Annotated in this window: 26 protein-coding genes; 13 read left to right on the top strand and 13 right to left on the bottom strand. The window is 64.5% G+C overall.

The window, feature by feature from the left end:
- Window positions 1–50: 50 nt before the first annotated feature.
- The 4 genes from recF to rpsT all read right to left on the bottom strand — a co-directional run bounded on the left by recF (window position 51) and on the right by rpsT (window position 5,613).
- The gene (gene recF, locus AABA86_RS14105) at window positions 51–1,187 is read right to left on the bottom strand and encodes a DNA replication/repair protein RecF (RefSeq protein WP_212243578.1); all 1,137 of its coding nucleotides are present in this window, start codon (window positions 1,185–1,187) and stop codon (window positions 51–53) included.
- A gap of 124 nt (window positions 1,188–1,311) precedes the next feature.
- Entirely contained in the window at window positions 1,312–2,430 is a 1,119-nt protein-coding gene (gene dnaN, locus AABA86_RS14100) for a DNA polymerase III subunit beta (protein ID WP_018319464.1), read from the bottom strand.
- A gap of 257 nt (window positions 2,431–2,687) precedes the next feature.
- Window positions 2,688–4,097 (bottom strand): chromosomal replication initiator protein DnaA, encoded by a 1,410-nt coding sequence (dnaA, locus tag AABA86_RS14095; protein ID WP_212243580.1) that lies wholly within the window; start codon window positions 4,095–4,097, stop codon window positions 2,688–2,690.
- A 1,249-nt stretch (window positions 4,098–5,346) separates the two neighbouring features.
- Entirely contained in the window at window positions 5,347–5,613 is a 267-nt protein-coding gene (gene rpsT, locus AABA86_RS14090) for a 30S ribosomal protein S20 (RefSeq protein ID WP_018319466.1), read from the bottom strand.
- A gap of 378 nt (window positions 5,614–5,991) precedes the next feature.
- Between rpsT and AABA86_RS14085 the strand changes: the two genes are divergently transcribed.
- The 3 genes from AABA86_RS14085 to AABA86_RS14075 all read left to right on the top strand — a co-directional run bounded on the left by AABA86_RS14085 (window position 5,992) and on the right by AABA86_RS14075 (window position 8,134).
- The gene (locus tag AABA86_RS14085) at window positions 5,992–6,309 is read left to right on the top strand and encodes a hypothetical protein (protein WP_338307243.1); all 318 of its coding nucleotides are present in this window, start codon (window positions 5,992–5,994) and stop codon (window positions 6,307–6,309) included.
- Window positions 6,310–6,483: 174 nt separating this feature from the next.
- Window positions 6,484–7,140, top strand: coding sequence for a peptide-methionine (S)-S-oxide reductase MsrA (gene msrA / locus AABA86_RS14080; protein WP_212243585.1), 657 nt, complete (start codon window positions 6,484–6,486; stop codon window positions 7,138–7,140).
- A 247-nt stretch (window positions 7,141–7,387) separates the two neighbouring features.
- The gene (locus tag AABA86_RS14075; RefSeq protein WP_212243588.1) at window positions 7,388–8,134 is read left to right on the top strand and encodes a polysaccharide biosynthesis/export family protein; all 747 of its coding nucleotides are present in this window, start codon (window positions 7,388–7,390) and stop codon (window positions 8,132–8,134) included.
- A 1-nt stretch (window position 8,135) separates the two neighbouring features.
- Here the strand turns inward: AABA86_RS14075 and AABA86_RS14070 are convergent, their stop codons facing one another.
- The 4 genes from AABA86_RS14070 to AABA86_RS14055 all read right to left on the bottom strand — a co-directional run bounded on the left by AABA86_RS14070 (window position 8,136) and on the right by AABA86_RS14055 (window position 10,786).
- The gene (locus AABA86_RS14070) at window positions 8,136–8,618 is read right to left on the bottom strand and encodes a hypothetical protein (protein WP_338307242.1); all 483 of its coding nucleotides are present in this window, start codon (window positions 8,616–8,618) and stop codon (window positions 8,136–8,138) included.
- A 226-nt stretch (window positions 8,619–8,844) separates the two neighbouring features.
- A complete protein-coding gene (locus AABA86_RS14065; RefSeq protein WP_212243590.1) occupies window positions 8,845–9,516 on the bottom strand; it encodes a dienelactone hydrolase family protein in 672 nt (223 codons plus the stop codon).
- A 143-nt stretch (window positions 9,517–9,659) separates the two neighbouring features.
- Window positions 9,660–10,001 carry a hypothetical protein gene (locus AABA86_RS14060; protein WP_338307241.1) on the bottom strand — a complete coding sequence of 114 codons (342 nt, stop codon included), beginning with the start codon at window positions 9,999–10,001 and terminating at the stop codon, window positions 9,660–9,662.
- Between the two features lie 20 nt (window positions 10,002–10,021).
- Window positions 10,022–10,786, bottom strand: a complete 765-nt coding sequence (locus tag AABA86_RS14055; RefSeq protein WP_338307240.1) for an alpha/beta fold hydrolase — start codon at window positions 10,784–10,786, stop codon at window positions 10,022–10,024.
- Between the two features lie 415 nt (window positions 10,787–11,201).
- Here AABA86_RS14055 and AABA86_RS14050 point away from each other — a divergent pair, with 415 nt between their 5' ends.
- The 3 genes from AABA86_RS14050 (at window position 11,202) to AABA86_RS14040 (ending at window position 15,485) form a co-directional block, all read left to right on the top strand.
- A complete protein-coding gene (locus tag AABA86_RS14050; RefSeq protein WP_338307239.1) occupies window positions 11,202–11,693 on the top strand; it encodes a (2Fe-2S)-binding protein in 492 nt (163 codons plus the stop codon).
- Window positions 11,690–13,984 carry a xanthine dehydrogenase family protein molybdopterin-binding subunit gene (locus AABA86_RS14045; RefSeq protein WP_212243597.1) on the top strand — a complete coding sequence of 765 codons (2,295 nt, stop codon included), beginning with the start codon at window positions 11,690–11,692 and terminating at the stop codon, window positions 13,982–13,984. Before AABA86_RS14050 ends, AABA86_RS14045 begins: the two co-directional genes overlap by 4 nt.
- Window positions 13,985–14,390: 406 nt before the next feature.
- The gene (locus AABA86_RS14040; RefSeq protein ID WP_338307238.1) at window positions 14,391–15,485 is read left to right on the top strand and encodes an HD-GYP domain-containing protein; all 1,095 of its coding nucleotides are present in this window, start codon (window positions 14,391–14,393) and stop codon (window positions 15,483–15,485) included.
- Window positions 15,486–15,586: 101 nt separating this feature from the next.
- Here the strand turns inward: AABA86_RS14040 and AABA86_RS14035 are convergent, their stop codons facing one another.
- Together AABA86_RS14035 and AABA86_RS14030 are read right to left on the bottom strand one after the other, a co-directional pair.
- The gene (locus AABA86_RS14035) at window positions 15,587–17,167 is read right to left on the bottom strand and encodes an AMP-binding protein (protein ID WP_338307237.1); all 1,581 of its coding nucleotides are present in this window, start codon (window positions 17,165–17,167) and stop codon (window positions 15,587–15,589) included.
- A gap of 178 nt (window positions 17,168–17,345) precedes the next feature.
- Entirely contained in the window at window positions 17,346–17,756 is a 411-nt protein-coding gene (locus AABA86_RS14030) for a VOC family protein (protein ID WP_338307236.1), read from the bottom strand.
- Window positions 17,757–17,881: 125 nt separating this feature from the next.
- Between AABA86_RS14030 and AABA86_RS14025 the strand changes: the two genes are divergently transcribed.
- A complete protein-coding gene (locus AABA86_RS14025; protein ID WP_038970653.1) occupies window positions 17,882–18,856 on the top strand; it encodes a Bug family tripartite tricarboxylate transporter substrate binding protein in 975 nt (324 codons plus the stop codon).
- A gap of 149 nt (window positions 18,857–19,005) precedes the next feature.
- Window positions 19,006–19,284, top strand: coding sequence for a DUF3551 domain-containing protein (locus AABA86_RS14020; RefSeq protein WP_338307235.1), 279 nt, complete (start codon window positions 19,006–19,008; stop codon window positions 19,282–19,284).
- A gap of 61 nt (window positions 19,285–19,345) precedes the next feature.
- Here AABA86_RS14020 and AABA86_RS14015 read toward each other — a convergent pair whose 3' ends face one another.
- Window positions 19,346–20,593, bottom strand: a complete 1,248-nt coding sequence (locus AABA86_RS14015) for a S1C family serine protease (RefSeq protein WP_338307234.1) — start codon at window positions 20,591–20,593, stop codon at window positions 19,346–19,348.
- A 195-nt stretch (window positions 20,594–20,788) separates the two neighbouring features.
- On the opposite strand from AABA86_RS14015, the gene AABA86_RS14010 reads away from it, so the two are divergent.
- The 4 genes from AABA86_RS14010 to AABA86_RS13995 all read left to right on the top strand — a co-directional run bounded on the left by AABA86_RS14010 (window position 20,789) and on the right by AABA86_RS13995 (window position 23,198).
- Window positions 20,789–21,406: a hypothetical protein gene (locus AABA86_RS14010; RefSeq protein ID WP_212243626.1), complete on the top strand. Its 618-nt coding sequence runs from the start codon at window positions 20,789–20,791 to the stop codon at window positions 21,404–21,406.
- The gene (locus tag AABA86_RS14005) at window positions 21,393–21,767 is read left to right on the top strand and encodes a winged helix-turn-helix domain-containing protein (RefSeq protein ID WP_173015749.1); all 375 of its coding nucleotides are present in this window, start codon (window positions 21,393–21,395) and stop codon (window positions 21,765–21,767) included. The genes AABA86_RS14010 and AABA86_RS14005 overlap by 14 nt, the downstream gene beginning before the upstream one ends.
- A gap of 31 nt (window positions 21,768–21,798) precedes the next feature.
- Window positions 21,799–22,539, top strand: coding sequence for a di-trans,poly-cis-decaprenylcistransferase (locus tag AABA86_RS14000; protein ID WP_338307233.1), 741 nt, complete (start codon window positions 21,799–21,801; stop codon window positions 22,537–22,539).
- Window positions 22,540–22,661: 122 nt separating this feature from the next.
- Complete coding sequence (locus AABA86_RS13995) at window positions 22,662–23,198, top strand: GNAT family N-acetyltransferase (RefSeq protein WP_338307232.1); 537 nt, start codon at window positions 22,662–22,664, stop codon at window positions 23,196–23,198.
- Window positions 23,199–23,250: 52 nt separating this feature from the next.
- On the opposite strand, the gene AABA86_RS13990 is transcribed toward AABA86_RS13995, so the two are convergent.
- The gene (locus AABA86_RS13990) at window positions 23,251–24,330 is read right to left on the bottom strand and encodes a hypothetical protein (protein ID WP_338307231.1); all 1,080 of its coding nucleotides are present in this window, start codon (window positions 24,328–24,330) and stop codon (window positions 23,251–23,253) included.
- A 3-nt stretch (window positions 24,331–24,333) separates the two neighbouring features.
- Window positions 24,334–25,728 carry an MBOAT family O-acyltransferase gene (locus tag AABA86_RS13985; RefSeq protein WP_338307230.1) on the bottom strand — a complete coding sequence of 465 codons (1,395 nt, stop codon included), beginning with the start codon at window positions 25,726–25,728 and terminating at the stop codon, window positions 24,334–24,336.
- Window positions 25,729–26,064: 336 nt separating this feature from the next.
- On the opposite strand from AABA86_RS13985, the gene AABA86_RS13980 reads away from it, so the two are divergent.
- On the top strand, window positions 26,065–26,751 hold the full coding sequence (locus AABA86_RS13980; RefSeq protein WP_338307229.1) for a DNA-3-methyladenine glycosylase I: 687 nt from the start codon (window positions 26,065–26,067) through the stop codon (window positions 26,749–26,751).
- The last annotated feature ends 54 nt before the right edge of the window (window positions 26,752–26,805 follow it).

Here is a 26,805-nt window from a genome sequence, read left to right as displayed (position 1 = left end):
GCTTCAGACAGCTAGTCGCTGATGGAACAGAGCGGGTTCAACCCGGAGGCCTAGCGTCGCGACGAGACCTGTCCGCTCTCGACGTCGAAGACTTCGCCTCCAGCGCCGATCTCGGCGAAGGCCGCCGGGTCCGCGCCGGTCAGCCACACCTGCGCGCCGAGCTTGCGCAGCTCGTCGAACAGCGCGGCGCGTCGGTTCGGATCGAGATGGGCGACGACCTCGTCGAGCAGCAGCAGCGGCACGATGCCGGTCATCTCGGCGACCAGGCTCGCATGCGCCAGCACCAGACCGATCAGCAGCGCTTTCTGCTCGCCCGTGGACGCATCGCGCGCCGGCATGCTTTTCGGCGCATAGATCACCTGCAGATCGGTGAGATGCGGGCCGTCGGTGGTGCGGCCGGCGATGGCATCGCGCGGACGGTTGTCGCGCAGGATCTGGCGGTAGCGGTCCTCGACCGACGTCGCCGTCTCGGTCAGCAGCGCGTTCTCCATCCAGCCGTCGAGCGCGATCTGCGCCGAGGGAAAGGCGGAGGCCTGCGCGCGCGCATTCAGCATGCCGGTGAGCCTTGCCGCGGTCTGGCCACGTGTTGCCGCGACCGCGACCGCAAGCTCCGCGGTCTCGCGCTCGATCGCGTCGCACCAATGGTCGTCGTAATTGCGGGTTTCGAGCAGGCGGTTGCGCGAGCGCAAGGAGCGTTCCAGCGCGTTGATGCGGCTGGAATGCTCATTGTCGATCGCCAGCACCAGGCGGTCGAAGAAGCGCCGTCGCTCCGAGCCTGCGCCCATGAACAGCCCGTCCATCGCCGGCGTCAGCCACACCATGCGGATATGGTCGCCGAAGGCGGCCGCCGACCCCACCGGCTCGCGGTCGATGCGGCAGCGCCGGCTTACGGCGGCGTCAGCGCGCGGCGCATCAATGCCGGTGCCGAGCGTGGCCAGCCCCAGTGCGCCCTCGACCTGCGCGGAGACGGCCCAGGACCCGTCGCCCTGGTTGTCGGCGACGTCTTCCAGCGTCGCCCGCCGCAAGCCCCGGCCCGGCGACAGAAACGAGATCGCCTCGATGCAATTGGTCTTGCCCGCCCCGTTCGGCCCGACCAGCGCCACCATGTCAGCCGCCGTCTCGAGCCCCGCCGCCCGATAATTGCGAAAATGCGTCAGCGTCAGGCGATGAATGCGGGAGGGGGTCATGAGGTCCGTTTTCCGTCATGCCCGGCCTTGTGCCGGGCATCCACGTTCTTTGCTCCGAAGACGTGGATGGCCGGGACGAGCCCGGCCATGACGATGTAGTGACAGGTATGGATGCCGGTAAGTCTCACACCCGCATCGGCATCAGCACATACAGCGCGCTCTTGTCGTCGCGGTCTTGCACCAGGGTCGGGGAGCCGGGATCGGCGAGCCGGAGCGTTGCGACGTCGCCTTCGATCTGGGCGGCGATGTCGAGCAAATAGCGGGAGTTGAAGCCGATATCGAGGGCGTCGGAGGCGTATTCGACCTCCAGCTCTTCGGTCGCGCTGCCGGAATCCGGATTGGTTACCGACAACACCAGCTTGCCCGGCGACAGCGACAGCTTCACCGCCCGGCCGCGCTCGCTGGAGATCGTCGAGACGCGGTCGACGGCGTTCTCGAAGTCCTTCTTGTCGACCACGAGCTCCTTGTCGTTGCCCTGCGGAATGACGCGGCCGTAGTCGGGGAAGGTGCCGTCGATCAGTTTCGAGGTCAGCACGACGTTACCGATCGTAAAGCGGATCTTGGCCTGCGACAGCTCGATCGTCATCTCGGCGTCGGTATCCTCGATCAGGCGCTGCACCTCGCCGACGGTCTTGCGCGGCACGATCACGCCGGGCATGCCCTCGGCGCCCTTGGGCTGCACCAGGTCGAGCTGGGCGAGGCGGTGACCGTCGGTGGCGACGCCGCGCAGGGTGGCGGCCTTGGGCGTGCCGGCGGCGTGCAGGTAGATGCCGTTGAGGTAATAGCGGGTCTCCTCGGTGGAGATCGCGAACTGGGTGCGGTCGATCAGCCGCTTGACGTCCTTGGCGGCGAGCGAGAACGAGTGCGACATGTCGCCGGCGGCCAGATCCGGGAAATCATTCTCCGGCAGGGTCTGCAGCGTGAAGCGCGAGCGGCCGGCGCGGATCGCCAGCACGGCGCGGTCGCCGTCGGCCTCGAGCACGATCTGCGAACCATCAGGCAGCTTGCGCACGATGTCGTAGAACATGTGCGCCGGCACGGTGGTGGAGCCCGCGGTCGCGGTTTCCGCCGGCAGCGTCTCCGTCACCTCGAGGTCGAGGTCGGTCGCCTTCAGCGACAGCTTTGCGTTCTCGGCGCGGACCAGCACGTTGCCGAGGATCGGAATCGTGTTGCGCCGCTCGACCACGCGGTGGACATGGCCCAGCGACTTCAGGAGTTGCGCGCGTTCGACCGTAACCTTCATTGCACTACTCGCCCGATCCCCAAGGAAACACAACGTTGGAAAAGCCGGGCGGCGGGACGCGCGCCACGGCACCGAAGACCCCGGAAAGCCGGATCATCCAGCCGATATGACCAAAGCCGTCAGGGTCGCGCAAGGTGGCGCGGAAAACCATCCGTTTCAAGGGATTGCCGGGCAGTTCCCCACGATTTACAGGCAAAAACGGAGCCGCCGCCCAGGCATGGCCGGGGCGGCGGCAGAATGGCGGGAGGTCTAGGCGTTTATTCCTGAAGCTGGCGCTTCAGCGACTCCACTTCCTCGGACAGTGCGGTGTCCTTGGAGACCAGGGCCTCGATCTTGCGCACGGCGTGCAGCACCGTGGTGTGGTCGCGCCCGCCGAAGCGGCGGCCGATCTCGGGGAGCGAGCGCAGGGTCAGCGTCTTGGCGAGATACATCGCCACCTGGCGCGGGCGCACCACGTTGGCGGTGCGGCGCGAGGAGAGCAGGTCGGAGCGGCTGACATTATACTGCCGCGCCACCACGCGCTGGATGTCCTCGATCTTGATCCGCTTGGGCTCCTGCGGCCGAACCAGGTCGCGCACCTCGTGCTCGGCCATCTCCAGCGTCACCGGCCGGTTGTTGAGCTTCGAGTGCGCCAGCAGGCGGTTGATCGCGCCTTCGAGGTCGCGGCCGTTATGGGTGATGGTGCGCGCCAGATAATGCAGCACCTCCTCCGGCACCTCGAAGGTCGCGTGATGGGCGCGGGCCGCGGCGACGCGCGACTTGAGGATGCCGTGGCGCAGCTCTTCCCCGAGCGAGCCCATCTCGACCACGAGGCCGCCGGCGAGCCGCGAGCGGACGCGGTCATCGAGACTTTCGAGATCGGACGGCGGACGGTCGGCCGCGATCACGACCTGGCGGCCGGCATCGATCAGCGCGTTCAGCGTGTGACAGAACTCGGCTTGCGTCGACTTGCCCTGCAGGAACTGGAGATCGTCGATCACCAGCACGTCGATGCCGCGCAGCGCTTCCTTGAACGCCAGCGCCGTCTGCGTCTTCAGCGCGGCGACGAAGCCGTACATGAATTTTTCTGCCGTGAGGTACAGCACCTTGCGCTCGTTGCCGGAATTGCCGGCCCAGGTCACCGCCTGGAGCAGATGCGTCTTGCCGAGGCCGACACCAGCATGGATGTAGAGCGGATTGAACATCACAGGATCGCCGCGGCGGCCCTCGGCGACCTGACGCGCGGCCGCATGCGCCAGCGTGTTGGAACGGCCGACCACGAAGCTCGCGAAAGTCAGGCGCGGATCGAGCGGCGAGCCGCCGAGCGCGTCATGATTGGCCGAGACCGGCGCGGTCGCGGTCGAGCGCAGCTCCGGTGTGGGCGTGCGTCGCGTCTCGATTGGCGCGGGGGCTTCCTTCGGCTGCACGACCGGGCGCACGGCCGAACGCACCGTGAGGTCGATGCGATGCACTTCCGGCATCTCGGCCTGCCAGCACGACAGCACGCGCTCGGCATAATGGGCCTGAATCCAGCTCTTCAGGAACCGGGTCGGCACCGAGAGGCGCACGCTCTCATCCTGCACGCCTTCCAGATCCATGCGCGCAAACCAGCTCGTGTAAACGTCTTCGCCAACGGTCGAGCGCAGCCGACCCTTCACGCGTGACCAGCGATCCTGTTCCATTGTCATCGTCAAAAAACTTCTCTTGAGAGATAAGGTTGCGTTGTGAGCGCCATGCAGGGGTTCCCTGGTCATGGCGCGACCTCAAGCGAGTCCATCGTCAGGCACAGCTCGACCGTTCGGCGAATGCGCCGCGGGTCAGATCAGCGATGTCGGAGATGGAGAGTTCGCGAGGTCAGCGCGTACTCGACGCGCCCTCGCATGTCGGAGGCTGAACGCTGGACGGATCGGAGACGGCATCGGTGAACGATGGAACTTGTGTCAATACCGCGTTGAATCCGTAGGACATGATACCTCCCCGTCCCGCCGTGATTGCTCACGACAAGGTCCTGCGTGTGAAAGACAGCCGCTCCTGAAACGCTCCAGTCGCGAATGTCCCGCCCGTCTATACGTGTCGTCCGCTCGGCTTCGCCGTCGCTTGTGTCGGGGTGGCTTTGCGATGCCTGTGCGCCTCATGCGTGCGGGATACGCAAGATCCCGCTTGGAGACATTCAGGCAAAGAGCTACCCTTCCCATATTGCTATGGGTTTTTGATCCGACAATCGCTTTTTGAAGCGTCGCCTACGTGCACATCGCCGCCGATTTGCACGCTCGCCCCGTTTCCTAAACCGCGCTGGTCTGAAGATCGTGGGCGCCGCTGACGACTTAAGGAATACACTATGCGGAAAGACTCGCAACGAAATTGATTCACACTTGAGGCGTCAAAAAACTTGACCTCGGTTAACGCCGCGCGCGAGTTGTTCACAGGCTCGGAAGCAAGTTTTTGGATTCGTGCACAGAATCGAGAATGCCGGGCATCATGTGACAATTCTCAGTCACCGCCAAAAAATTTTTACAAATTCGTCACGCATCGGACGCGCTGGCGAATTTTCCAAATGCTTGCGGTCGCTATGTCGATAAGTGATTAGCGAGACATCGTTTTTTGAGTCTCGTTTCACAGGGTAACTCCACCGCCGCGCGCGTTCCGGTGAATCTACGGTGTGCAGAACTCTTGCGTGCGCGAATTCATCTTAGCCCGGCAGCACAGGGGTTTTTGCAACGCGGTGAAAGTTTCCACTGTTGCAAGACATCGGCAGGTAGAACTACGGAACGAAGAATAGCGCAGGCAGTACAAACCTTCCGATCGATGGTCGACTGTGGCGTGACCGCTTGCGTGAATATGACGGGCAACAAAAAAGCCCGGCGCGATGCCGGGCTGTTTGACGCGTGCGATGTTCGATCGGATCGCCGACCGATTGGTTCGCCGTTACCTGGCTCGTTACTTGGCGAGCTTGGCGATCTGCGCGGTGAGCCGCGAGACTTTGCGGCTGGCGTTGTTCTTGTGAATGATGTTGCGCTGGGCGGCGCGCATCAAGGCGGGCTCGGCATTCGCCAGCGCCTTCACGGCAGCGGCGCGGTCGCCGGTCGCGATGGCTTCTTCGACGTTACGCACGGCACCGCGCATCTGGGTGCGGCGCGACTTGTTGACGGCGGTGCGGCGGGCGATCTTGCGCGTCGCTTTCTTGGCGGAAGTGGTATTGGCCATGGTCTCAATGTCCTTTGCGGGTACCGGTCGCGTCTTGGTCGGGTAGCGCCGGCTTGCTTGACCGCGTAATCGACGCTCGGATTTAGGGTGTTCGGTTGCTGGGCTGTCCCCGGAACATGAGGCCTCAAGGAGCTCTAAGCTCAAGGAGCCTGCAACTGCTCAAAGAACAGCGGCGGCAGGATTGCGCCCGCCGCCAGTTGGCGCCCTTATAGAGAGGGTCTTCGGCACCGTCAACGCTTTCCAGGCCGGAAAAGCGGCCTTGGGGCCCTCCAGGGGGCATCGTAACGCCCTGAAGAGGTTGAATTTCTGCCGTCTCCCGGCTATTGGCTGGCGGCGTTTTGTCAGCTCCTCCGATCGGACGACCATATAAGGTGAGGCATGATCCGCGGCTTTTTCCGACTGATTGGGCTGTTGCTGCTCGCCGGCGGGTTCATCTTCATGGTCTATGACGGCGCCCGCTGGGTGGCCGACCAGACCCTGCGGTTCACCCGGTTCGGCCAGTTCTGGAACGACATCAACCAGGCCAGCCAGTCGGCTTTCCGCACCTGGGTCGAGGCCAAGGCGCCCTGGCTCTGGACCTCGGTGATCCGCCTGCTGCTGGATCAGCCGGTGTTCGCCGTCCTCGGCATTCTCGGCATCCTGCTGATGCTCCTGTTCCGTCCGCGGAAACCGCTGATCGGCTATTCCCGGGATTGATCTTTCAATTCCCGCCGGGATTGATCCTCAATTCCCCGGATTGAGCGCTCACGAGGCGTGCGGCGTAACAAGGCTGCCCACGCCAGCGTAGATCCCTATATTCCCACCTGATCGCGAGCACGCCGCCTGAGTATCTGGCTCGGGCGACGACAGCTCGTCCGCGGAGATGCAATCATGCTGTTCATGCGCAAGACCACCGCATTGCCGAGCGCAACTGAGGCGCTGCCGGGCCGTGCGCAAGCCATTCCGACCGCGACCATCCATTTCGTCAACGGCGCGAAGCTGCAGCCGCCTTATCCCGCCGGCCTCGAGCAGGCCGTGTTCGGGCTGGGCTGCTTCTGGGGCGCCGAGCGCAAGTTCTGGGAGCTCGGCGACGGCATCTATGCGACGGCCGTGGGCTACGCCGGCGGCCACACGCCGAACCCCACCTATGAAGAGACCTGCTCGGGCCGCACCGGTCACACCGAAGTTGTGCTGGTCGTGTTCGATCCGAAGAAGGTGTCTTACGGGAAGCTCCTGAAGACGTTCTGGGAGAGCCACAACCCGACGCAGGGCATGCGTCAGGGCAACGATGTCGGCACGCAGTACCGAAGCGCGATCTACACCTATTCAGATGCGCAGAAGAAGGCGGCCGACGAGTCGAAGGCGCTCTATCAGAAGGCGCTCGCAGCCAAGGGCCTCGGTGCCATCACCACCGAGATCGCGCCGGCCGGCGAATTCTATTTCGCCGAGGACTATCATCAGCAATATCTGGCGAAGAACCCCGCCGGCTATTGCGGCCTCGGCGGCACCGGCGTGTCCTGCCCGATCGGCGTCGGTGTGAGCGCGTAAGCCAGCCACGAAGGTGGTGCACCTCTCCCGCTTGCGGGAGAGGTCGCATTGCATCGCAGATGCAATGCGGGTGAGGGCTCTTTCCTCTGGGGGATTGTCCCGTTGTGGAGACACCCTCTCCCCCGCCCTCTCCCGCAAGCGGGAGAGGGCGCGCACCGCGCCCGCAGCGCACCCCCCCCCCGCTCAACGCTTTATTAACCATAACCGGTGCATCACTTAAGCCGTCTCGTTTCGAGGGATTGGTCCGGTGCCGGTTGCACGCGCGTTTCGATGGTCGATCTTGGCAGCGTCCCTGGCAGCGTCCGCCGCGCTTGCCCTTGGCGGCTGCATGCAGACCGCCGGCCCCGTCGCGGTGATGCAGCCGCGCGCGGATCTCGATTCCATGGCCTATGGCCAGCCCTACAGTGCGCCGCAGCCGGTCGTCGTCGCTGACGGCGGCGGCGCCATCGGCGCGCTGCGCAATTCCTTTGCCTCTTCGCCCGCGCCCATGCCGGTCGGCTACGCCGCGCCGATGGCGGCTCCCGTCCGCTACGACTCCTCCTATCATCTCGATGCCGGCGACAAGCTGCGCGTCGTGGTCTACGGCCAGGAAGGCCTCACCAACAGCTACGCCATCGATGCCGGCGGCTCCATCACCATGCCGCTGATCGGTGGCGTGCCGGCCCGCGGCCGCACCCCAGCGGGACTCGCCGGTGAAATCGCCGCGCGCCTGCGCAATGGCTATATCCGCGAGCCCTCGGTCGCCGTCGAGATCGAGGCCTATCGCCCGTTCTTCATCCTCGGCGAAGTCACGGCGCCCGGCCAATATCCTTACGTGCCGAACATGACGGTCGAGAGCGCCGTCGCGATCGCCGGCGGCTTCTCGCCCCGTGCCAAGCGCGACGTGGTCACCATCACGCACACCGAGAACGGCGGCTCCATGCGCGCCGTGGTGCCGCTCGGCACCCCCTTGAGCCCCGGCGACACCGTGTTTGTCGGCGAGCGCTGGTTCTAGCTCACCGTCTGAAATCCAGCCGTCCGTCCGGAAAACATCCGTCGATCCGCATCGTGTCGACCACGTGTCCGATCCATGGCCGCGTGATCGCTGGCGTGGTCAGGTTGATGTATTTTCCGACCAGCCGATCCGCGCCGTCGCGCGCGGCCTCGATCAGGCCGTGGCGGCGGCCGTTGTCCCAGTCGAAGCGCAGATAGATCCGGCTGCCCGCGATGCGCATTTCCGCGCGCCCTTCCTTCCACTTGTCCGGCGTATCGCCGGCAATGGTCGGATCGGCGCCGCCATTCCAGCGGCTCGCCCAGATGCCTTCGAGCGGATCGGATGGCGCGGCGATCGCTGCCCACGCCGCCGCATTGCCGTCCGCGGCATCGCCGGGCAGCGTGGCCGTCGCGGCATAATCCATCACTTCGGAATCATCGGGCGCGGGAACATCCATGGTTCCGAACGGATTGCGAATGACGAGGTGCGTGATGGCCTGTTGCATGGCGAGCTCCGGCGTGAGTTGGCTTGACCAGCCAGCTCTATCGCCGCGCGCCGGGATGCGGCCACCCGATTCCTGCTTCGAGATGGCGCAACTCTCTCCTCTTGTCATTCCGGGGCGCGCGATAGCGCGAGCCCGGAATCCATCGCGCCACCATCGCTGACGCCCGATGGATTCCGGGTTCGATGCTGACGCGTCGCCCCGGAATGACAGACGAAAGAGACGCGCCCTATTTCAAATGCGCCGCGAAGAAGGCCATGCTGCGCGGCCAGGCGATGTCGGCGCTGGTCTTGTCGTAGCTGGCGCGTTCGTCGCAATGGAAGCCGTGCTGTGCGCCGGGATAGACGAACACCTCCACCTCCGGCCGCTTCGACTTGATGGTCTCGACGTCGGTCAGCGGGATGCCCGCGTCCTTCTCGCCGAAATGCAGTTGCGTCGGCACCTTCGGCGTCTCCTCGGCGAAGCGCACGACCGCGCCGCCGTAATAGCCGATCGCAGCCTTCAATCCCGATAGCCGCGTCGCCGCGACAAAGGCGATGCTGCCCCCCAGGCAAAAGCCGATGATGCCGACCGGACCCACGCTCTTCACCGCATCGATTGCGGCCTGGGTGTCGCGCAGCATCGCGGCCCAATCGGGGCTGGCGACGAACTTGCGCGCTTCGGCGATCTCATCGGGCGAATAGCCCGACTGGAAGCCCGGCGTGGTGCGGTCGAAGATCGACGGCGCGATCGCGACGTAGCCTTCCCCGGCGAGGCGGTCGCAGACCGAGCGGATGTGGTGATTGACGCCAAAGATCTCCTGGATCACCACCACCGCGCCCTTCGGCGTGCCACTGGGGTCGGCGCGATAGGCGCCGAACTGGAAGTTGTCGGACGCCGTCAGCTTGATGTCTTGTCCCACGCGGGTTGTCCTTCTTGGTTGGTCGTCGATGCGGAAATTCGCTCGTTCCACAATCTCGTCATGCCCGGCCATGACGAAGCCGAAACTTCAGCGTAAATCTCCGCTCGTCATGCGCCGTGGCCTGAGGCCGTGAGCGGCATCCCTCACTCCCACATCCAGTTCTCGCCGTAATCCTCCTTCCATCCTGCCAGCCGTCCGTGACGGAATTGCAGGAACAGGCGGTGGCGGTAGGGGATCAAGCCGCTGCCGCCGATGTTGCGCAGCGCGAGATAGATCTCGTTGCCGGGCCGCCCCCGCACATATTGCAGCGGCTGCCCGAGGGCACGGGCGGTCTGCTCGGCGTCCATGCCGAAGGCGAGCGGCGTGTTGTTCGACAAGGTCGTGACGAAGGGCTGGCGCGGCGGCACCGCTCCGAATGGCTCGGCCTGCGCCGCCGACGACAGCAGCGCCGCGATTGCGCCCACCGCGAAGATCGCTCGCATCATGGTCTTGCGTCCCTGATTGCCTATGCCGGCAAGTTCTTCAGGAAAGGCGCGACGGCGTCAACAAAAGCCTTGGGCTGATCGATGTTGACGGCGTGGCCGGCCGCGGGGATCACGACCTTTTGTGCGCCGGGGATTTTTGCCGCCATGTAGTTGGTCGCGGCGAGGAACGGGGTGTCGTCGGCGCCGACCACGATCAGGCAGGGCACCTTGATGTCGGGCAGCAGCTCGATCACGCGCGCGTCGCGCTGGGTCAGCATGCCGCGTGCGGCGAGCGCCAATCCCCTGGCGTTGTGGTGGCTGGCGGTTGCGCGTTCGCGTGTTGCCGATTTCAAGACTTCGAGGCCTTCGCGGTCGAGCCTGTCCGCAGTGGCCAGTGCGCGCGCATTCCAGGCCTCGCGGGCGTCGTCCTTCTTGAAGCCGGGGCCGGTGTCGATGATCAGTAGCGCGCGGGCGCGCTCTGGATGGGTCCGATAGAACGCGAGCGACATGTAGCCACCAAGCGAGAGGCCACCGATGATCGCGCGTTCCGCGCCGACCGCATCGAGGATCGCAGCCATGTCGCCGACCGTGAGCGCTTCGCTGTAAGCGCTGGGATCGTCGGGATAGTCGGACTGGCCGTGGCCGCGCATGTCCCACAAGATCAGCTTGTGGTCTTTTGCGAGCGCATCGACCTGACCTTGCCACATCGCCGACGTCGAGGAATAACCGTGGGTGAGCAGCAGCGGCGGACCGTCGCCATGAACTTCGTAGTAGATATTGACGCCGTCGCGATCGATCTTCGGCATGTTCCCGCCCCTTCTTTTGATTGCAGTTCGCAGAGTGGGCAAAGCGAAGCGTGCCCACCACTTCTGTTGCATACGTGGAGAGATGGTGGGCACGGCGCGAAGAGCGCGCCTTTGCTCACCCTACGAAGCTGCTTCGTCGCTCATCCTAGCCCGCATGGTTACTTGGAGGAAACTACTCGAACGCGATGGCATGCATGACCGGCGCTCTCCGTTTGCGTCCAGTCGCTGCATCGGCCCCGTTCTCGCAGCGCACAACACTGAGCTGTCAAGATAGATTTGATCGTTTCCAAATTGCATTTGCCACGGCAACCGAACCCGATCATTCTCGCCGCCAAGGCTGGCGCCGGCCCGGTGGGCGTCCGCCATTCAAGTTGCCGCCGTAAGCGGCTTCATGCACCGGCAGGGGAAGACGCCTATGCCAACTCTCACCATCAACGGGCGGAGTCTGTCCGTGGATGCGGCGAACGACACGCCGCTCCTCTGGGCAATCCGCGAGCAATTGCAGATGACCGGCACCAAGTTCGGCTGCGGCGCCGGGTTGTGCGGGGCCTGCACCGTGCACGTCAACGGCGAAGCCGTGCGCTCGTGCCAGACCATGGTCGGCGATGTCGCCGGCAAGAAGATCACCACCATCGAAGGCCTCTCCACCAAGGGCGATCATCCCTTGCAGAAGGCGTGGGTCGCCGAGCAGGTGCCGCAATGCGGCTATTGCCAGTCCGGGCAGATCATGCAGGCGGCCTCGCTGCTGTCGAAGAATCCCAATCCGACCAAGGAAGAGGTCGTGGCGCATATGGACGGCAATCTCTGCCGCTGCATGACCTATTCGCGGATCCAGAAGGCGATCATGCGTGCCGCATCCGAGATGCGCACCGCGTCCGCCTCCGGCAACGAGCGGAGGCCCACATGAACGAGCATGTGAAGAACGTCACTGCCGCGACGACCGATCTCAGCCGCCGCTCCTTCCTCGTCGGCACCGCAGCAAGCGGCCTCGTGCTCGGGTATGCCGGCGTGCCCGGCATCGATTCCGCATCGGCCGCGGCGCCCGCCAATTTCGAGCCGAGCGTCTGGTATGCGATCTCGCCGGAAGGTCTCGTCACCGTGACCTGCGGCAAGGCCGACATGGGCCAGCACATCGCCTCCACCATGGCGCAGATCGTCTGCGAGGAATTGGGCGCGAAATGGAGCGATATGCGCGTGCAGCTCGCCTCCAACGACCCGAAGTTCAACGATCCCGTTTTGGGCGCGCAGATCACCGGCGGCAGCTGGTCGACCATGATGAACTTCGAGGCGATGAGCCGGGCAGGCGCCGCCGGCCGCATCGCGCTGACGGAAGCCGCCGCCGCAGCCATGGGCCTGCCCCCCTATTTCAAGGACCAGCTCGTGGTGCGCGATTCCATCGTCTCGCATCCGAAGTCCAAGAAGCAGATGTCGTTTGCCGAAATCGTCAAGAGCGGCAAGGCGACGAAAACCTTCACGCCGGACGAGCTCAAGGCGATCCAGCTGAAGACGCCGGATCAATACACCATGATCGGCGTCTCGGTGCCGCAGCTCGACATCCCCTCCAAGACCAACGGCACGGCCAAGTACGGCATCGACGTGATGCTGCCGGGCATGGCCTACGGCAAGGTGGTGACCCCGCCGGTGCGCTTCGGCGCCACGGTGAAGTCGGTTGATGACAGCGAAGCCAAGAAGGTGCCCGGCTTCATGAAGGCCGTCATCCTCGACGACAAGACCGGAACCACCTCCGGCTGGGTCGTCGCGGTGGCCAGCACCTATGCCAACGCGCGCAAGGCGGCGGACGCGCTGAAGATCGCCTATGACGGCGGTCCGAACGCAAAGCTGTCGAGCCAGTCGCTGCTCGACGAGGCCAAGCGGCTGCAGGGCTTGGAGGATTCCGGCCAGTTCTTCGTCAAGGACGGCGATCCCGTTGCTGCCTTCGGCTCGGCGGCCAAGGTGGTCGAGGCCGAGTACACCACCAGCATCAACATCCACGCGCCGCTGGAGCCTATGAACGCCACAGCGGAGTTCAAGGGCGACATCCTGCACATCTATTCCGGCAACCAGTTCGCGACGCGCTCCGGCGCGATCGCTGCGGGTGCAGCCGGGATCGATCCGAAATTCGTCGTGATGCATCAGCATTGGCTCGGCGGCGGCTTTGGCCGCAGGCTCGATGCCGACATGATGATTCCGGCGGTGCAGGCGGCGAAGGCGGTCGGCAAGCCGGTCAAGGTGATCTACTCGCGCGAGAACGACATGACGATGGATTTCTCGCGGCCGCTCACCTATCAAAAGGTCAAGGCCGGCGTGGACGGCGACGGCAAGCTCGTCGCGCTCAGCCACGACGTCGTCTCGGCCTGGCCGACCGCGCGCTGGGGAATCCCCGATTTCCTCACGCCCTCGGTCGACAAGAAGGGCCCGCTCGACAGCTTCACGGTCAATGGAGCGGACTTCTTCTACACCGTGCCCAACCACTACGTGCGCGCGATCAAGAACGAGCTCGCGCACAACGCCACGCCGTCCGGCCAGCTCCGCTCGGTGGCGCCGGGCTGGACCTTCTGGGCGGTCGAAAGCATGATCGACGAGATCGCGGCCGCCACGGGCAAGGATCCCGCCCAGTTCCGGATCTCGCTGCTCGATGGTGCCGGCAAGAACGATGGCGGCGCGCAGCGGCTGCGCAACACGCTGCTCGCCGCGATGGGATTGTCGGGTTACGGCACCAGGCCTTTGCCGAAAGGTGAGGGCATGGGGGTCGCCTGCGTCTCGTCGCAGGAGCGCGCGACTGCGAGCTGGACGGCGTGCGTCGCCCATGTCGCGGTGGCGCCGTCGGGCGCGGTCACCGTGAAGAAGCTCACGGTCGCGACCGACGTCGGCACGCAGGTGCATCCCGACAACATCCGTGCCCAGGTCGAGGGCGCGGCGCTGTGGGGCCTGTCGCTGGCGATGTACGAGAAGGCGACGCTGAAGGACGGTGGCATCGAGCAGACCAATTTCGACAGCTACCGGCCCTTGCGCATGAGCCAGATGCCCGAGGTCGCGATCGCCGTGATCGCCAATGGCGAGAAGGCCACCGGCGTCGGCGAGCCCGCGGTGACGGTGGTCGCCCCTGCCATCGGCAACGCCATCTTCAACGCCAGCGGCGCCCGCGTGCGGGCACTGCCGATCACGGCGGAGGCCGTGAAGGCGAGCATGAAGGCGTAGGGCCGGGCGTGATTGCTGAATGAGACGATCCGCCGGGGGGGCAACCTCCGGCGGATTTGTTTGATGGCTGTCTCCCAATCTCCGTGTCATGCCCGCGAAAGCGGGCCTCCAGTACGCCGCGGCCTCTCGGTTCCGCCCGCGCCGTCTCGGCGTACTGGGTCGCCCGGTCAAGCCGGGCGACGACAGCGGAGGGCGGGCGAGAGCGGCTGAAATTCCCCTTATCCATCAATGCCCCTCTACTGTGCATGGGGTTGTTTTCGCGATTTTAGAGTTCCCCCTCCTGGAACCCACATCCGTAAAATTGAACCCAATTCCGCAAAGTTCCATTGAGCACGCCTCTTAAGGGCCGGAGAACCTGATCCGGCTTAGGCTGTCGCCAAATCCAGTCCCGTGCTTTGGGGAAGTCATGAACGCCTCAGCCAAAACCGCCGCCAAACGCCGGCTTCTGCTCGCCTCCGACCGGAGCGACGAGAGCACCGAGCTCGCCAGCATCCTGAAGGCGGTCGGCGACGTCTCGACGGTGACGACGCAGGGGATTCCCGAGCAGCCCTCGCGCGATCTCTCCGGCCTCGTGGTCGACATCAACCTGCGCTCGCCCGAGAGCGTGCAGCGGGTGCGCAACAAGCTGCGCGGCGATGCCTATCGTTCGATGCCGCGGCTGTTCGTGCTCGCCGATGCCCTGCATCACGGCACCATGCAGGCCTGGGCGTTGGGCGCCACCGACACGATCTCGCGGCCCCTCCAGGCCGACGCCATCCTTCAGCGCATCCGCGCGGCCTTCCCGGACACCGCCGCCTATGACGCGACCGACCGCGGCAAGACGCTCAACCGCGGCGTCGAGGCGGCGCACGCGGTGCTGGCGAAGATGTTCGAGAAGCTGCCGCTCGGCGTGCCCCTGACCTTCGACGACGTGATCGCCGCCGAGAGCAAGATCCTGAAAGCGATCAAGCATTCCTCGCTGCGTGAATGGCTCACCACGGTGGGCTGCCACCATGTCGGCAGCTACCGGCACTGCCTGTTCGTCACCGGCTTCGCCGTCTCCTTCGCGCAGCATCTCGGCATGTGCGAGGACGACCAGCGCCGCCTGACCCGCGCCGCGCTGCTGCACGATGTCGGCAAGGCCTTCGTTCCCTCCACGCTGCTCGACAAGCCCGGCAAGCTCACCGACGAGGAGATGGCCGAGGTCCGCCAGCATCCGCGCCGCGGCTATGACGCGCTCGCCGCCCAAGGCGGCTTCCCGCCGGAGATGCTCGACGTCGTGCTGCATCACCACGAATTCCTCGACGGCTCAGGCTATCCGAACGGCCTGTCGTCGAACCAGATCAGCGACATCGTGCGTCTGACGACGATCGTCGACATCTACGCCGCGCTGGTCGAGAAACGCGCCTACCGCATGCCCTTCACGCATTCCCGTGCGTTCGGGATGATGGAAGGCATGGGCGGCAAGCTCGATCAGCAGCTGCTGCAGGCGTTCCGCCCGGTGGCGCTGGGGTCGTTCTGACGACGGTGCCGTAGGGTGGGTTAGCGCAGCGTAACCCACCACTTCTATCTCCGCGGATACCAAGGAGGTGGGTTACGCCTTCGGCTAACCCACCCTACAAATTACCCCACCATCTTCCGCAGCTCCGCCTTCGCCACCTTCTCCAGTGTCGAGCGCGGCATGTCGTCGACGAACCTGATCTCGCGCGGCAGCTTGAAGTCGGCGAGGCCGTTGCGGCAGGCGGTCATGACGCGTTCGTGCAGATCTGGCGCAGCACCGGCGACGCCGCCTTGCGGGATGATGAAGACCACCGGCACCTCGTCCAGCATCGGATGCGATTTGGCCACCACCGCGGCCTCGCGCACGCCCGGCACCAGCGCGATCACCTGCTCGATCTCGGAGGCCGCGACGTTCTCGCCGCCGACCTTCAGCATGTCCTTGGCGCGGTCGCCGAACTTGATGTAGCCGTTCGCGAGCCGCTCGACGCGGTCGCCGGTGAGGAAGAAGCCGTGCGCGTCAAAACTCTCGCGCGTCGCTTTCTCGTTGTGCAGATATTCGGCGAACAGCGACAGGCCGGGGATGCCCTTGATCGCGAGATTGCCGGTGCCGCCGATCTCGGTCGGCCGGCCGTCGTCGGCGGTGATGCGGATTTCATATTCCGGTGCGGCGCGGCCGATCGACATCGGGAAGTTGGGCTGGTCGACCTCGCCGACGATGCCGTGGGTGATGGTCTCGGTCATGCCCCACCAGCCGATGACCTTGACGCCGAACGCCGCGAAGGCCGGCGGCTCGTTGATCGCAGTGCCCCACAGGCGGAATTTGTGATCCTTCGGTATCTCCTGCTCGAGCAGCGCTTTCATGCAGAACGGAATCGTCGAGGTCCATGTCGCGCCATGCTCGCGCGCGACGCCCCAGAACCGGCTCGCCGAGAAGCGTGGCTGGATTACGCAGGTGGCGCCGACCCACAGCGTCGCCAGCATGGAGTAGGCGAGGGCATTGGTGTGGAACAGCGGCAGATAGGTCTGGTGCACGTCGCTTGCGTGCAGGTCCTCGTGCGCGGCGTTGATCTTCGCGCCCCACAGTGCGTTGGCGTGGGTCCACAGCACCGCCTTCGGCCGCGAGGTCGTGCCCGAGGTGTACTGCACGCTGCACGGCGCCAGCGGATCGGCCGCGCGCCTGGGGCGGTCGGCGCTGTCGGCGAACAGGGATTCAAAACTGTCGCCCCGCGAGACGCCTAGCGCCGGCGCCGCCCCCGCATCGTGCGAGGTCACCGCCATCCAGCTGATGTTCCGGCAATTCTGCGCGACGATCTCCGCATAGGCCGGCTGCGTGATCGCGGCGACCGCGCCGCAATGATCGGCGAAATACGCGATCTCGGCCGGCGCCGAGCGCGTGTTGGTGGTGACCGCGATGGCCCCGAGCTCGACGCAGGCAAACCAGGCCAGCAACGCCTCGATGCAGTTGTCGAGATGAATGAGCACATATTCGCCGGGCTTGACGCCGCGCCTTGCCAGCCCCGCCGCGAGCGCGCCGACCCGCTCGTGAAATTCGCCATAGCTCCAGTGCCGCGCCGGCGCATCGAACGGCGCCCAGATCAGGAACGGATGATCACGCCGGACCTCGGCACGCATCCTCAAGAGCCAGGGCACGTCGAGCCCGTCGAATGGGCCGACGATCCCGGCTGGGGTCTGTTGAAGCGACATGATTCCTCCCGTGCAGCCTGCATCTTGATGGCGGCTGCCTTTTGATGATTGCGTCTTCCTGCCACCGGACGGCGCGGCGAGCAAATCGGGGGCGGTGTGCGCTGTGCAGTGGCCGCGTGCTCGTTCTCTCATTCGTCATTCCGGGTTCGATGCTTCGCATCGCCCCGGAATGGCGAGCCTAGTTTTCGTACGACGAAATCTCGATCAGGCTGCCGTCCGGATCCCGGCAATAGACCGAGCGCAGCGTGCCGCGCGCGCCCTGCTTGGGAACCGGACCTTCCTCGATCGCGACGCCGTGTGCCTGCAAATGCGCCACCACCTCATCGGGCGAAGCAGAGGTGAGGAAGCAGAGGTCCTCGCTGCCGGCGGTCTGGTGGTCCGCGGTGAACCACTCCACCTTGTCGGCATCGCGCGGCCGGACGTTGATCTTCTGGTTACCAAAGACCAGCGAAGTCCGCGGCGCTTTGCCGCCGCCGGGGTCGAACACCTTGACTTCCATGCCGAGAATCCTGCCGTACCACTCCGCGGTGGCCGCGACGTCGGCGACGTTGATCACGAGATGATCGAGGGCTTCGACCTTGACGACCATGCCTTATCCTTTCGTCGCGATGCGCCCCGCGCACTTTGCGCCTGCGGCAAGCTTTGTTACAACCTCGCGGACGCCGGCTTCAAGCTATCTGGCTTCAAGAACAACACGTTGGGAGAACCCTTGAGATGATCACTCGCCGTACCGCGCTGGGCCTGCTCGCCGCCAGTCCGCTTGCAGCCACCCCGCTGTCGAAGGCCCTTGCCGCCGATTATCCGGCCCGCCCGGTGAAATGGGTGGTCGGCTATCCGCCGGGCGGGGCCACCGACATCCTGGCGCGGCTGATCGGCCAGCGCCTGTCGGAAAAGCTCGGCCAGCAATTCGTGATCGAGAACAAGCCGGGTGCCGGCAACAATATCGCCACCGAATCGGTCGTCAATGCCGAGGCCGACGGCTACACGCTGCAGCTGGTCAATCCGGCCAACTACATCAACGCCTCGCTCTACACCAATCTGAAGTTCAACTTCGTGCGCGACATCGCGCCGGTCGCCTCGTTCCAGCGCGTGCCGAACGTGATGACCGTCAACAAGGACGTGCCGGCCAAGAACGTCGCCGAGTTCATCGAATATGTGAAGGCCAATCCCGGCAAGGTCAACATGGCCTCGTCCGGCAACGGCACCTCGGTGCATCTGTCCGGCGAGATGTTCATGGCCATGACCGGCTGCAAGATGCAGCACGTGCCCTATCGCGGCGCGGCGCCCGCGATCACCGACATGCTCGCCGGCCAGGTGCAGGTGATCTTCGACAACATGCCCTCGATCATCCAGCACATCCGCTCCGGCTCGCTCCGCGCCATCGGCGTCACCACCACGGAACGCTCGCCGCAGCTTCCTGACGTGCAGCCGATCGCAGACACCGTCAAGGGCTATGAGGCCAGCGCATTGTTCGGCATGGGTGCGCCGAAGAACACGCCGAAGGAAATCATCGCCAAGCTCAACGCCGAGGTCAACGCGGTGATCAAGGAGCCCGACATGGCCAAGCGTCTGGTCGAGCTCGGCGGCGAGCCGCGGGCGCAGACGCCCGAGGCGTTCGGCGAGGAGATCAAGGCCGAGACCGAGAAGTGGAAGAAGGTCGTCGAGTTCGCCGGCCTGAAGGTCGAGTAGCGGTCTTGTGATCGTGAGGATAGGAGCCCTGCCGTCCGGCAGGGCTTTTTTCTTGCGTGCTTTGTTTCGTTGATCTGGAATAAAACGGCGCTGCGAAACCTGATAATGGATGGCGCCGTATCTCGGGCCAGCTAGAGAGGAGTTGGATCATGCGCAAGACGCAATTGGTGCTGCTGACGTTCAGTGCGGCGGTCCTGGCCGGCTTCGCCACCGTCACGCCCGCGGCGGCGCGGGACTATCCATGGTGCGCCCAGGGCGGCGAGTATGACTATCCCGGCGAATGCACCTACAGCACCTATGAACAATGCCAGGCCAGCGTGTCCGGCCGGCTCTTGTACTGCGATCGCAATCCGCGCTTCGCTTACGGCCAAGGGCAGCCGCCGCAACCGCGGCCGCAACGGCGCGTGCGGCCCGTCGCGCCGTATTGAGGATCGACTGACTTCGTAGCCCGGATTTCGTTGCGCTCCATCCGGGCGACGGCTCGCGCCGCTATCGCTTCGCTTCCGCCTGCTCCGTCGCGTTGCACGAGATCAGCATCGTGTACGGCCGGGCGTTTCCGGCGATGTCGGTGGTCTTGAGCTCACCCTTCGGCTCGGCAGTCTGGTAAGGCACCACGGAATTGTCGAGAAAGTCTCGCAGCGCGCCGGTCTTGATGGCGAAGTTGATATTTTCCGGAATGTTGCCGGTCGCGGCGGCGATGCGCAATGCCGGGATCTTTGCGGTGACCACGCCCACGATCTGACCGGTGGTGTCGAACAGCGGGCCGCCGCTATTGCCGGGCTGCACCGGCGCGCTGATCTGCAGGAAGCGCGTATCGTTGCGCATACCGCTGAGCGAGCTCGCGATGCCGGTCGTCACGGTGAAGTCCGACGAGAGCAAGCCATGGAACGGAAAGCCGATGACGATGACGGAATCGCCGGAGCGGATCGAGCGGTCGCGAATCCGCGCAAAGTCCTTGAACGTCGTCGTCGACGGTGCCTGCAGGAGAGCGAGGTCGTTGCTTGCGTCGCTCGAGACGACGCGCAGCACCATCGCGGCCTCGCCGGTGAGATTGCCCTTGATGTCGCCGACGCAGCCGTCGATCACATGATGGTTGGTGACGATGTGACCGTTCGCGCTCACCACGAAGCCGGTACCGGTCTTGGCCCTGGCGACTTTGCTGCCCGCCGGCGGCGATGGCTGCTTCTCCGCCGTGGCGGCCGGCCTGGCCGCACCCTTGGTGAAGTCGCCGGCCTTGTCGAGCCCGTCGGCTTTCACCTTCGTCACGCAATTGGCCAACGCCGCGATGACCGGCCCGGTCGAGGTCAGGTCGAAATTCAGGACGGCGCGGCCGGCCGTTGCGACCATCAGGCTCGCCTTCTGGAACGTGCGCACGACATTGAGTGGCATGATGGCCGTGAGCATGTTGGACTGATACGCCGTGGCGTACAGCCTGGCCTGCTCCTGCCCGTCAAAGGTCACGTCGATTGCGGCGTTCTCGCCCTTGTTGAAGCGGTAGCTGGGACTCCCAAACGCGAGCGACCATGTGCCGGCGGCATTTTGGCTTACGACGAGGATGACGCCATTCGCATAAGGCGTCGTCGCGGCGCAATGGGAGAAGGCGCCCGTCTCGTCATTGCTGAACGCGCCGCCGATCCAGTTGCCGACATTGACGCTGCCGAACGGTCCTTTCGCATGCGCGGTGCCGGCGATACCCATCTGCAACAGAGATGCGACGATTAACGACTTAAGCCACATACCAGCCCCCGGAACGCTTTTGGACCGCATCTTATCTACGGGAGCAGGGGGTGCGCAACCGGCAGTTGTCCGGGCCGGCGGGATCCTCTCGCGGCGACTTTCAGGCTTGCGTTTGCTTTGCGATGCCATATACTTTGCATCACAAAGTAACGGGGTGAGCAATCCCGGAGGCACGGGCGGAGCGAGGTTCTGGCGTTGCGCGATCTCGACAAGGCACTGGCCGACATCGTGGCGATTCGCAGCCAGATTGCGGCCGGTACGGCGTTCCGCGGTTACGGCCCCGCGACGATGGCCGCGACCGGCGCGGTCGCGCTGCTCACCGCGATCCTGCAATTCTGGCTGCTGGGCGATCCCACCGGCGAGCCGCTCGGCTTCTTCTTCGGCTGGTTCGTTGCCGCCGCGCTGTCCGGCCTGATCATCGGGATCGAGATGCGCGCGCGTTCGCGCCGTCATCATTCGGGGCTGGCCGACGCCATGATCCACCAGGCGGTCGAGCAGTTCCTGCCGGCAGGCGTCGCCGGCGTGCTGCTCGCGGTGGTGATGTGGAAGTTCGCGGCCGAGACGCTGTGGCTGCTCCCGGGCCTGTGGCAGATCCTGGTGTCGCTCGGCATCTTCGCTTCCGTCCGCTCGCTGCCGCGCACCGTCGCGCTCGCCGGTGCCTGGTATTTCGTGTCCGGCTTCGCCGTGGTGGTGCTCGCGAGCCAGACCCACACGTTGTCGCCATGGACCATGGGCCTGCCCTTCGTGATCGGGCAGTCGGTGATGGCGGGCATTCTCTATGTCGCATCCGGAGACCATGATGTCGAAGACTGACAGCGCGCCCTTCTCCTATGAAGGGCTCGACCGCGTGATCCACGAGAAGGCGAGGCTCGGGCTTCTGAGCTCGTTGATGGCGCATCCCAAGGGGCTGGCATTCGCCGACCTCAAGCAGCTCTGCGGCCTCACCGACGGCAATCTCAGCCGGCACCTCGGCGTGCTGCAGGAGGCCGGCCTCGTCGAGGTGACCAAGGGCTACGAGGGCAACCGCCCGCACACCACCTGCCGCCTCACCAAGACCGGGCGCCGCCGTTTCCTCGACTATCTCGCCGTGCTCGAGCGCCTGGTGCGCGACGCTGCGAAAGCCGCCGGCCGCGAGGCGCCGCCGCTCGGCCGCCTCGGTATCGTCTCGACCTGATCCTCCCCCTTTTTTTACCGGAGACTTTGCAATGCAAAGTGACCTTGCGTCCCGCAACGAGAAGCTTCATGTCGGCATCATCATGGACGGCAACGGACGATGGGCGACGCGGCGCGGCCTGTCGCGCGTGCGCGGCCACGAGGCCGGCGTCGAAACCATCCGCCGCATTGTCGAGGCCGCGCCAAAACAGGGCATCGGCACGCTGACGCTCTACGCCTTCTCCACCGACAATTGGCGGAGGCCGAAGGCCGAGGTCGGGGCGCTGATGACCTTGCTGCGCTTCTATCTCGCCAACGAGGTGCAGAGCCTGGTCAAGAACGGCGTGCGCCTTACCGTGATCGGCCGCCGCGACCGATTGCCTGACGGCATCGCCAATGCGATCACGCGCGCTGAAGAGGCTACCGCTGAAGGCACGACGCTGCACCTGCGTATCGCCGTCGACTATTCCGCGCGCGACGCCATCCTCCATGCCGCGGCGAAGGCGGCCGCACTGACCAGCCTCACCCGCGAAGCCTTCTCACAGCTCGTCACCGGCGAAGCCGGCCTGCGCGATGTCGATCTCATCATCCGCACATCGGGCGAGAAACGGCTGTCGGACTTCCTGCTCTGGGAAGGCGCCTATGCCGAGCTGCACTTCACCGAGCGGATGTGGCCCGAATTCGACGCGAGCGATCTCGCCGCTGCCTTGGCCTCCTTCCACGGCCGCGAGCGCCGCTTCGGCGGGCTTCAGGCGATCGTGCCCGAGGAGGTGCCTTCGCTCTCCCGTGTGTGACGCGCGGCACATGAAGACGAGCTGTTCGTTTTCAGCCGCATGATTGGCAGCTCCGTCCAAGCGGACGGTGCGCGGCCTCGGCTAGGTCTGCAAGTCCCAGCAACCTGCCGAAAGCATCACGCATGTCACAGCTGTTTCCGGGAGCCGTCGTCGAGCCGGTCGAACTGGCCGAAACGAAGGGCATGGTCTGCATCAGGACCGCCGGCGAATCCGATGTCGAGAGCCTCTCGGTCTATTTCACCGGCCTTTCCACGACATCGCGCAACAAGCGTTTCATGGGTGCGCGAACCGATTTCTCCGTGGTCGCGGCCGAGTGCGTCGCCAAGTCCGACCGGCTCGACCACTTCACCTTGCTCGCCGAGCTCAGGCAGGAGGGCCGGGGCCGGATCATCGGCGAAGCACGATACGCTTATGATGCGGCAGTCCGGCACGGCGAATTTGCCATCTCGGTCGCCGATGCCTTCCAGCGCATGGGTCTTGGCCTTCAGATGATGACGGCGATGGAAACGCGCGCGATCGATCTCGGCCACGAGATGATCGCCGCCGAGACGGCGCGCACGAACGCCGAGATGCGCGGCCTGGCGAAGAAAGCAGGTTTCAGGGATACCGGACTGGGAGATTGGCAGTCGGTCCACCTCGCGAAGCACTTGTCGCGTTAGCGAGCCGCGAAGAATCCATCACCTCGTGAGGACCCAAGGCCGCCGGCGCGAATCAGCGGACGGATCGGTCGCCGGTGGATTTCTCCAGGATCCTCCGGTCAGCCAGCGTCGTCGCAAGCTGCTCGGTGTAGATCATTCGCGCCCATCGATGCAGATGCGAGGGATAATGCGCATACAGGATGTCCAGCATGACGTCCGGGGTGTCCAGGAATTGCGATTGATCGAGGCCGAGTCGAGCCGCAATCTTTTGACCTGCCTCGGCGTGGAAGCTCTGCGGGCCGCCCTGAGCGTTGACGGAATTGACCGGCGAGATCACCAGATAGACCTTCGATCGGTCGAGCTTCGAAAGCGTTACGGACAGGGAGTCGAGCGCCTTCTCGAATTCCGCGTTCATCACGAACGGTTTCGAGCCGGGGAGCGGCTTGAGAAGAACGTGACCGGGCAACGTGGCCCTGAAGGCCTCCAGCGAAGGAATATCAAGCATCCGGTTCGGGTCGATGGCGCTACCATGCTCGCTCCATATCGTCGAAATGAACTGGTCCTTGCCGCCGTAGTAGATCGCATAGGCGCCCGGAAGCGGGGTATACACGGCTCGCTCCATCAGCAGTCGGATGTATTCGAGACCGCCGGCCGGAAACGTCAGGGTGGAAGGAAGTTCGAAACGGTCGGTCCTGATGAAGGTCGGCCACTCATTCCATCTTGGATCGCGCTCGAACTGGATCGGATTGAACACCAGAATGAGCTTCTTCGGCTGGCGTCCGCCGGCGATCATCTTGTCGAGCATGGCGGCGTAGCCATCCGGGCCGACAAAGCCGATGGTGCAGAACGCCTCGACGTCGGATCCTGGAAACGCGCGCAACAAGGTCGGGACGTGAATCCCGAACAGGCAAGAGCTGTCGCCGAGAAAGGCGAGATCGGGTGCAGGCAGCCGCTCCGAACGCCTGATCTGCTCGAGGACGATGTAGGTCTCGATTCCGCGAGACCATTGGTGGTTGCTCTGCCGATGGATGAAATTCGCGATCCCGAGGATGAGAGCCGTCAAGACGGCGACCGGAACGAACTTTTGCGCGACAAGCTGAAGCGCATGGGTCAGCGGCGACTTCATGATCGCCTGGATCGTGCGTTTCAGCATGGCCTAGAACTGAAAATAGATGAAGGTTGCGTTGACGTGCCCGGACGCCGCGATCGTCACAGCCGCCAGGGCTGCAAACAGCGGATACCTCATCCACGCAGGTCGGCGAATCAGGAAATAGTCCCCGTGCGACTGCAGTTGCCATTCCAGCAGCATCAGCGGGGCCGACAGCGATAGAATCGCGAGTGCGACGGCATTGTGCACCGGGGCCCATTCCCAGTTCTTCAGCGCACTGAGCATGCCCACCAGCAAATTCCAATTTGCCGCGCGAAAGAGGAACCAGCCGACGAATACGACCAGCATGGTGACGGCCCAGCCGGCGCCGCGAGCGACCTTCGAAGGGGGCTCGTCTCCGCCGGGCAATTTGCGCCACATCGCAAGCACGGTGCCGTGAAGCAGTCCCCAAAGAACGAATGTCCACGACGCGCCGTGCCAGAGGCCTCCCAAAGCCATGGTCAGCATCAAGTTCCGGTTCGTCATGAACTCGCCGTGACGGTTCCCGCCGAGCGGAATGTACAGATAGTCGCGGAGCCATGTGCTGAGGCTGATGTGCCAGCGCCGCCAGAATTCGCTGATCGAGACCGACCAGTAGGGGTAGCGGAAATTCCACGTCAGCTCGAAGCCGAACAGCAGCGCGACGCCTTTTGCGATCAGGCTGTATCCGTTGAAATCGGCGTAGATCTGGACGCCGAAGGCGATCGTGGCGAGCACGACCGACCAGCCGAAGGGCTGATCCGGAATGAAGAGCGTGTCGACGATCATCGCCAGGCTGTCGGCCACCACGACCTTCATGGCGTAGCCGTAGATCAGAAGCCAGAGCGCGCGGTCGGCATGATCGGCCGTGAATTTTCGCGGCTTCGAAAATTGATCCAGGAGATTGCTGGCTCTTTCGATCGGTCCCGCCACGAGTTGCGGGAAGAACGCCTTGAAGGCAAGAAACTTGACGAGATTGCTCTCTGCGACATGCTTGCCGCGATAAACGTCCACCACATAGGCGATGCCCTGGAAGGTGATGAAGGAAATGCCCAGCGGCAGGATGATGCGCAACGTCGGCAGGTTCGGATTGAGACCCGCGCGTTGGGCAATCGTCACGAACGAATCGACGAAGAAGCTGAAGTATTTGAAGATCGCGAGAACGAGGATCGCCGTCGCGATGGTGAGAGAGAGCAGAAGCTTTCGCGTGTGCTCGTGAGGAGTCGCGGCGATCAGAATCGCCGCGGCATAGTTGACGAGGGAAATTCCGACCAGCAGAGGCAGAAAACGCCAGTCCCACCAGCCGTAAAACACGTAGCTTGCCGCCAGGATGATGACGTTCTGTACCGCGAGCCTGGAGGTGGCGTGGTAGAGCAGGAAGGTCGCGGGCACCAGACCGAGGAACGCCACGGAGACAAAGGACATTGCAAGAATAGGTCACATTATTGGGTCGCCACGCCGATCATCGTTCTGCCCAGTCTGGATAACGATGCGAGCGGGGTTGCAACCGGGATTGCGCAGACAAACCACAGTCCAGCGAGGCGGTGACGGAGGCCGCTTCACTGGCGGCGGCATCCAATAACAACTTGGAGATGAAATCAACCGCTATCCATCGGCGCGCCCGGTCTCGGTGGCGACGTCCTTGTCCGAGGACCCGACCACATGCACTTGGCGCGCCGGCATCGCGGACTTCACCTCCGCGGTGCTGGACCTCTTGAGCGAATTCTGGTGTCTTGACGATCCATCAACGCGGATGTCCGCATGACCTCCTTCAAGACCATTCGTGCCCGCGCTGAGAAGCGCAAGGGCGGGCCCAAGGCGCTGGAGAAATTGATGCCGGCAAAGCCGGACCTCAAGCGGCTCGCCAAGCTCGGCGACGACCGCGTCCTCGCCGAAATGACCAAGCGGGTGTTTTGCGCCGGCTTTGCCTGGAGCGTGATCGAGACGAAATGGGACTGCTTTGAAGACGCCTTCCTGCATTTCCAGCCGACCAAGCTCACCTTCCAGCCCGAGGATTATTGGGAAGGCCTGCTGCGCGATGCGCGTATCGTGCGCAACGGTGCCAAGATCATGTCGGTGCGCGACAACGCCGCCTTCGTGCAGGAGATCGCGAAGGAGCATGGTAGCTTCGGCAAGTTTCTGGCGAAGTGGCCCTCGTCCGACGAGATCGGCCTGCTCGGTCTCATGACCAAGCGCGGCAGCCGGCTCGGCGGCAATACCGGGCAGATGCTGCTGCGCTTCGTCGGGTGGGATGGCTTTGTGACGTCCGGCGACGTGGTGGCTTGCCTGCGCGATGCCGGTCTCGACATTGCCGAAGAGGTCAAGTCGAAGGGCGATCTCGCCAAGGTGCAGGCGCAGTTCAATGCCTGGGCCGAGGAGACCGGTCTGCCCTACACATATCTGTCACGCATCTGCGCGCTCTCGGTCGGTGAGAGCCGCGGCGCGTAGCGCTTGAGCGCTGTCAGCGGCGGGATCGTGTGCATCCTGTGGCGATCTCGTGCC

This window comes from Bradyrhizobium sp. TM233 (assembly GCF_036247965.1).
Lineage (GTDB): Bacteria > Pseudomonadota > Alphaproteobacteria > Rhizobiales > Xanthobacteraceae > Bradyrhizobium > Bradyrhizobium ottawaense.
The sequence above is the reverse complement of the archived record's forward strand: the minus strand, read 5'-3'. Positions and strand labels throughout refer to the sequence as shown.

Coding starts and splice junctions, on each gene's coding strand:
- dnaA (WP_212243580.1), bottom strand. CDS start 4,097: ATGACAATGGAACAGGATCGCTGGTCACGCGTGAAGGGTCGGCTGCGC.
- AABA86_RS13980 (WP_338307229.1), top strand. CDS start 26,065: ATGACCTCCTTCAAGACCATTCGTGCCCGCGCTGAGAAGCGCAAGGGC.
- msrA (WP_212243585.1), top strand. CDS start 6,484: ATGCTGTTCATGCGCAAGACCACCGCATTGCCGAGCGCAACTGAGGCG.
- AABA86_RS13985 (WP_338307230.1), bottom strand. CDS start 25,728: ATGTCCTTTGTCTCCGTGGCGTTCCTCGGTCTGGTGCCCGCGACCTTC.
- AABA86_RS14040 (WP_338307238.1), top strand. CDS start 14,391: ATGAACGCCTCAGCCAAAACCGCCGCCAAACGCCGGCTTCTGCTCGCC.
- AABA86_RS14025 (WP_038970653.1), top strand. CDS start 17,882: ATGATCACTCGCCGTACCGCGCTGGGCCTGCTCGCCGCCAGTCCGCTT.
- AABA86_RS14035 (WP_338307237.1), bottom strand. CDS start 17,167: ATGTCGCTTCAACAGACCCCAGCCGGGATCGTCGGCCCATTCGACGGG.
- AABA86_RS14050 (WP_338307239.1), top strand. CDS start 11,202: ATGCCAACTCTCACCATCAACGGGCGGAGTCTGTCCGTGGATGCGGCG.
- AABA86_RS14020 (WP_338307235.1), top strand. CDS start 19,006: ATGCGCAAGACGCAATTGGTGCTGCTGACGTTCAGTGCGGCGGTCCTG.
- AABA86_RS14085 (WP_338307243.1), top strand. CDS start 5,992: ATGATCCGCGGCTTTTTCCGACTGATTGGGCTGTTGCTGCTCGCCGGC.
- AABA86_RS14015 (WP_338307234.1), bottom strand. CDS start 20,593: ATGTGGCTTAAGTCGTTAATCGTCGCATCTCTGTTGCAGATGGGTATC.
- AABA86_RS14005 (WP_173015749.1), top strand. CDS start 21,393: ATGTCGAAGACTGACAGCGCGCCCTTCTCCTATGAAGGGCTCGACCGC.
- dnaN (WP_018319464.1), bottom strand. CDS start 2,430: ATGAAGGTTACGGTCGAACGCGCGCAACTCCTGAAGTCGCTGGGCCAT.
- AABA86_RS14055 (WP_338307240.1), bottom strand. CDS start 10,786: ATGCCGAAGATCGATCGCGACGGCGTCAATATCTACTACGAAGTTCAT.
- recF (WP_212243578.1), bottom strand. CDS start 1,187: ATGACCCCCTCCCGCATTCATCGCCTGACGCTGACGCATTTTCGCAAT.
- AABA86_RS14045 (WP_212243597.1), top strand. CDS start 11,690: ATGAACGAGCATGTGAAGAACGTCACTGCCGCGACGACCGATCTCAGC.
- AABA86_RS14030 (WP_338307236.1), bottom strand. CDS start 17,756: ATGGTCGTCAAGGTCGAAGCCCTCGATCATCTCGTGATCAACGTCGCC.
- AABA86_RS13990 (WP_338307231.1), bottom strand. CDS start 24,330: ATGCTGAAACGCACGATCCAGGCGATCATGAAGTCGCCGCTGACCCAT.
- AABA86_RS14070 (WP_338307242.1), bottom strand. CDS start 8,618: ATGCAACAGGCCATCACGCACCTCGTCATTCGCAATCCGTTCGGAACC.
- AABA86_RS14000 (WP_338307233.1), top strand. CDS start 21,799: ATGCAAAGTGACCTTGCGTCCCGCAACGAGAAGCTTCATGTCGGCATC.
- AABA86_RS13995 (WP_338307232.1), top strand. CDS start 22,662: ATGTCACAGCTGTTTCCGGGAGCCGTCGTCGAGCCGGTCGAACTGGCC.
- rpsT (WP_018319466.1), bottom strand. CDS start 5,613: ATGGCCAATACCACTTCCGCCAAGAAAGCGACGCGCAAGATCGCCCGC.
- AABA86_RS14060 (WP_338307241.1), bottom strand. CDS start 10,001: ATGATGCGAGCGATCTTCGCGGTGGGCGCAATCGCGGCGCTGCTGTCG.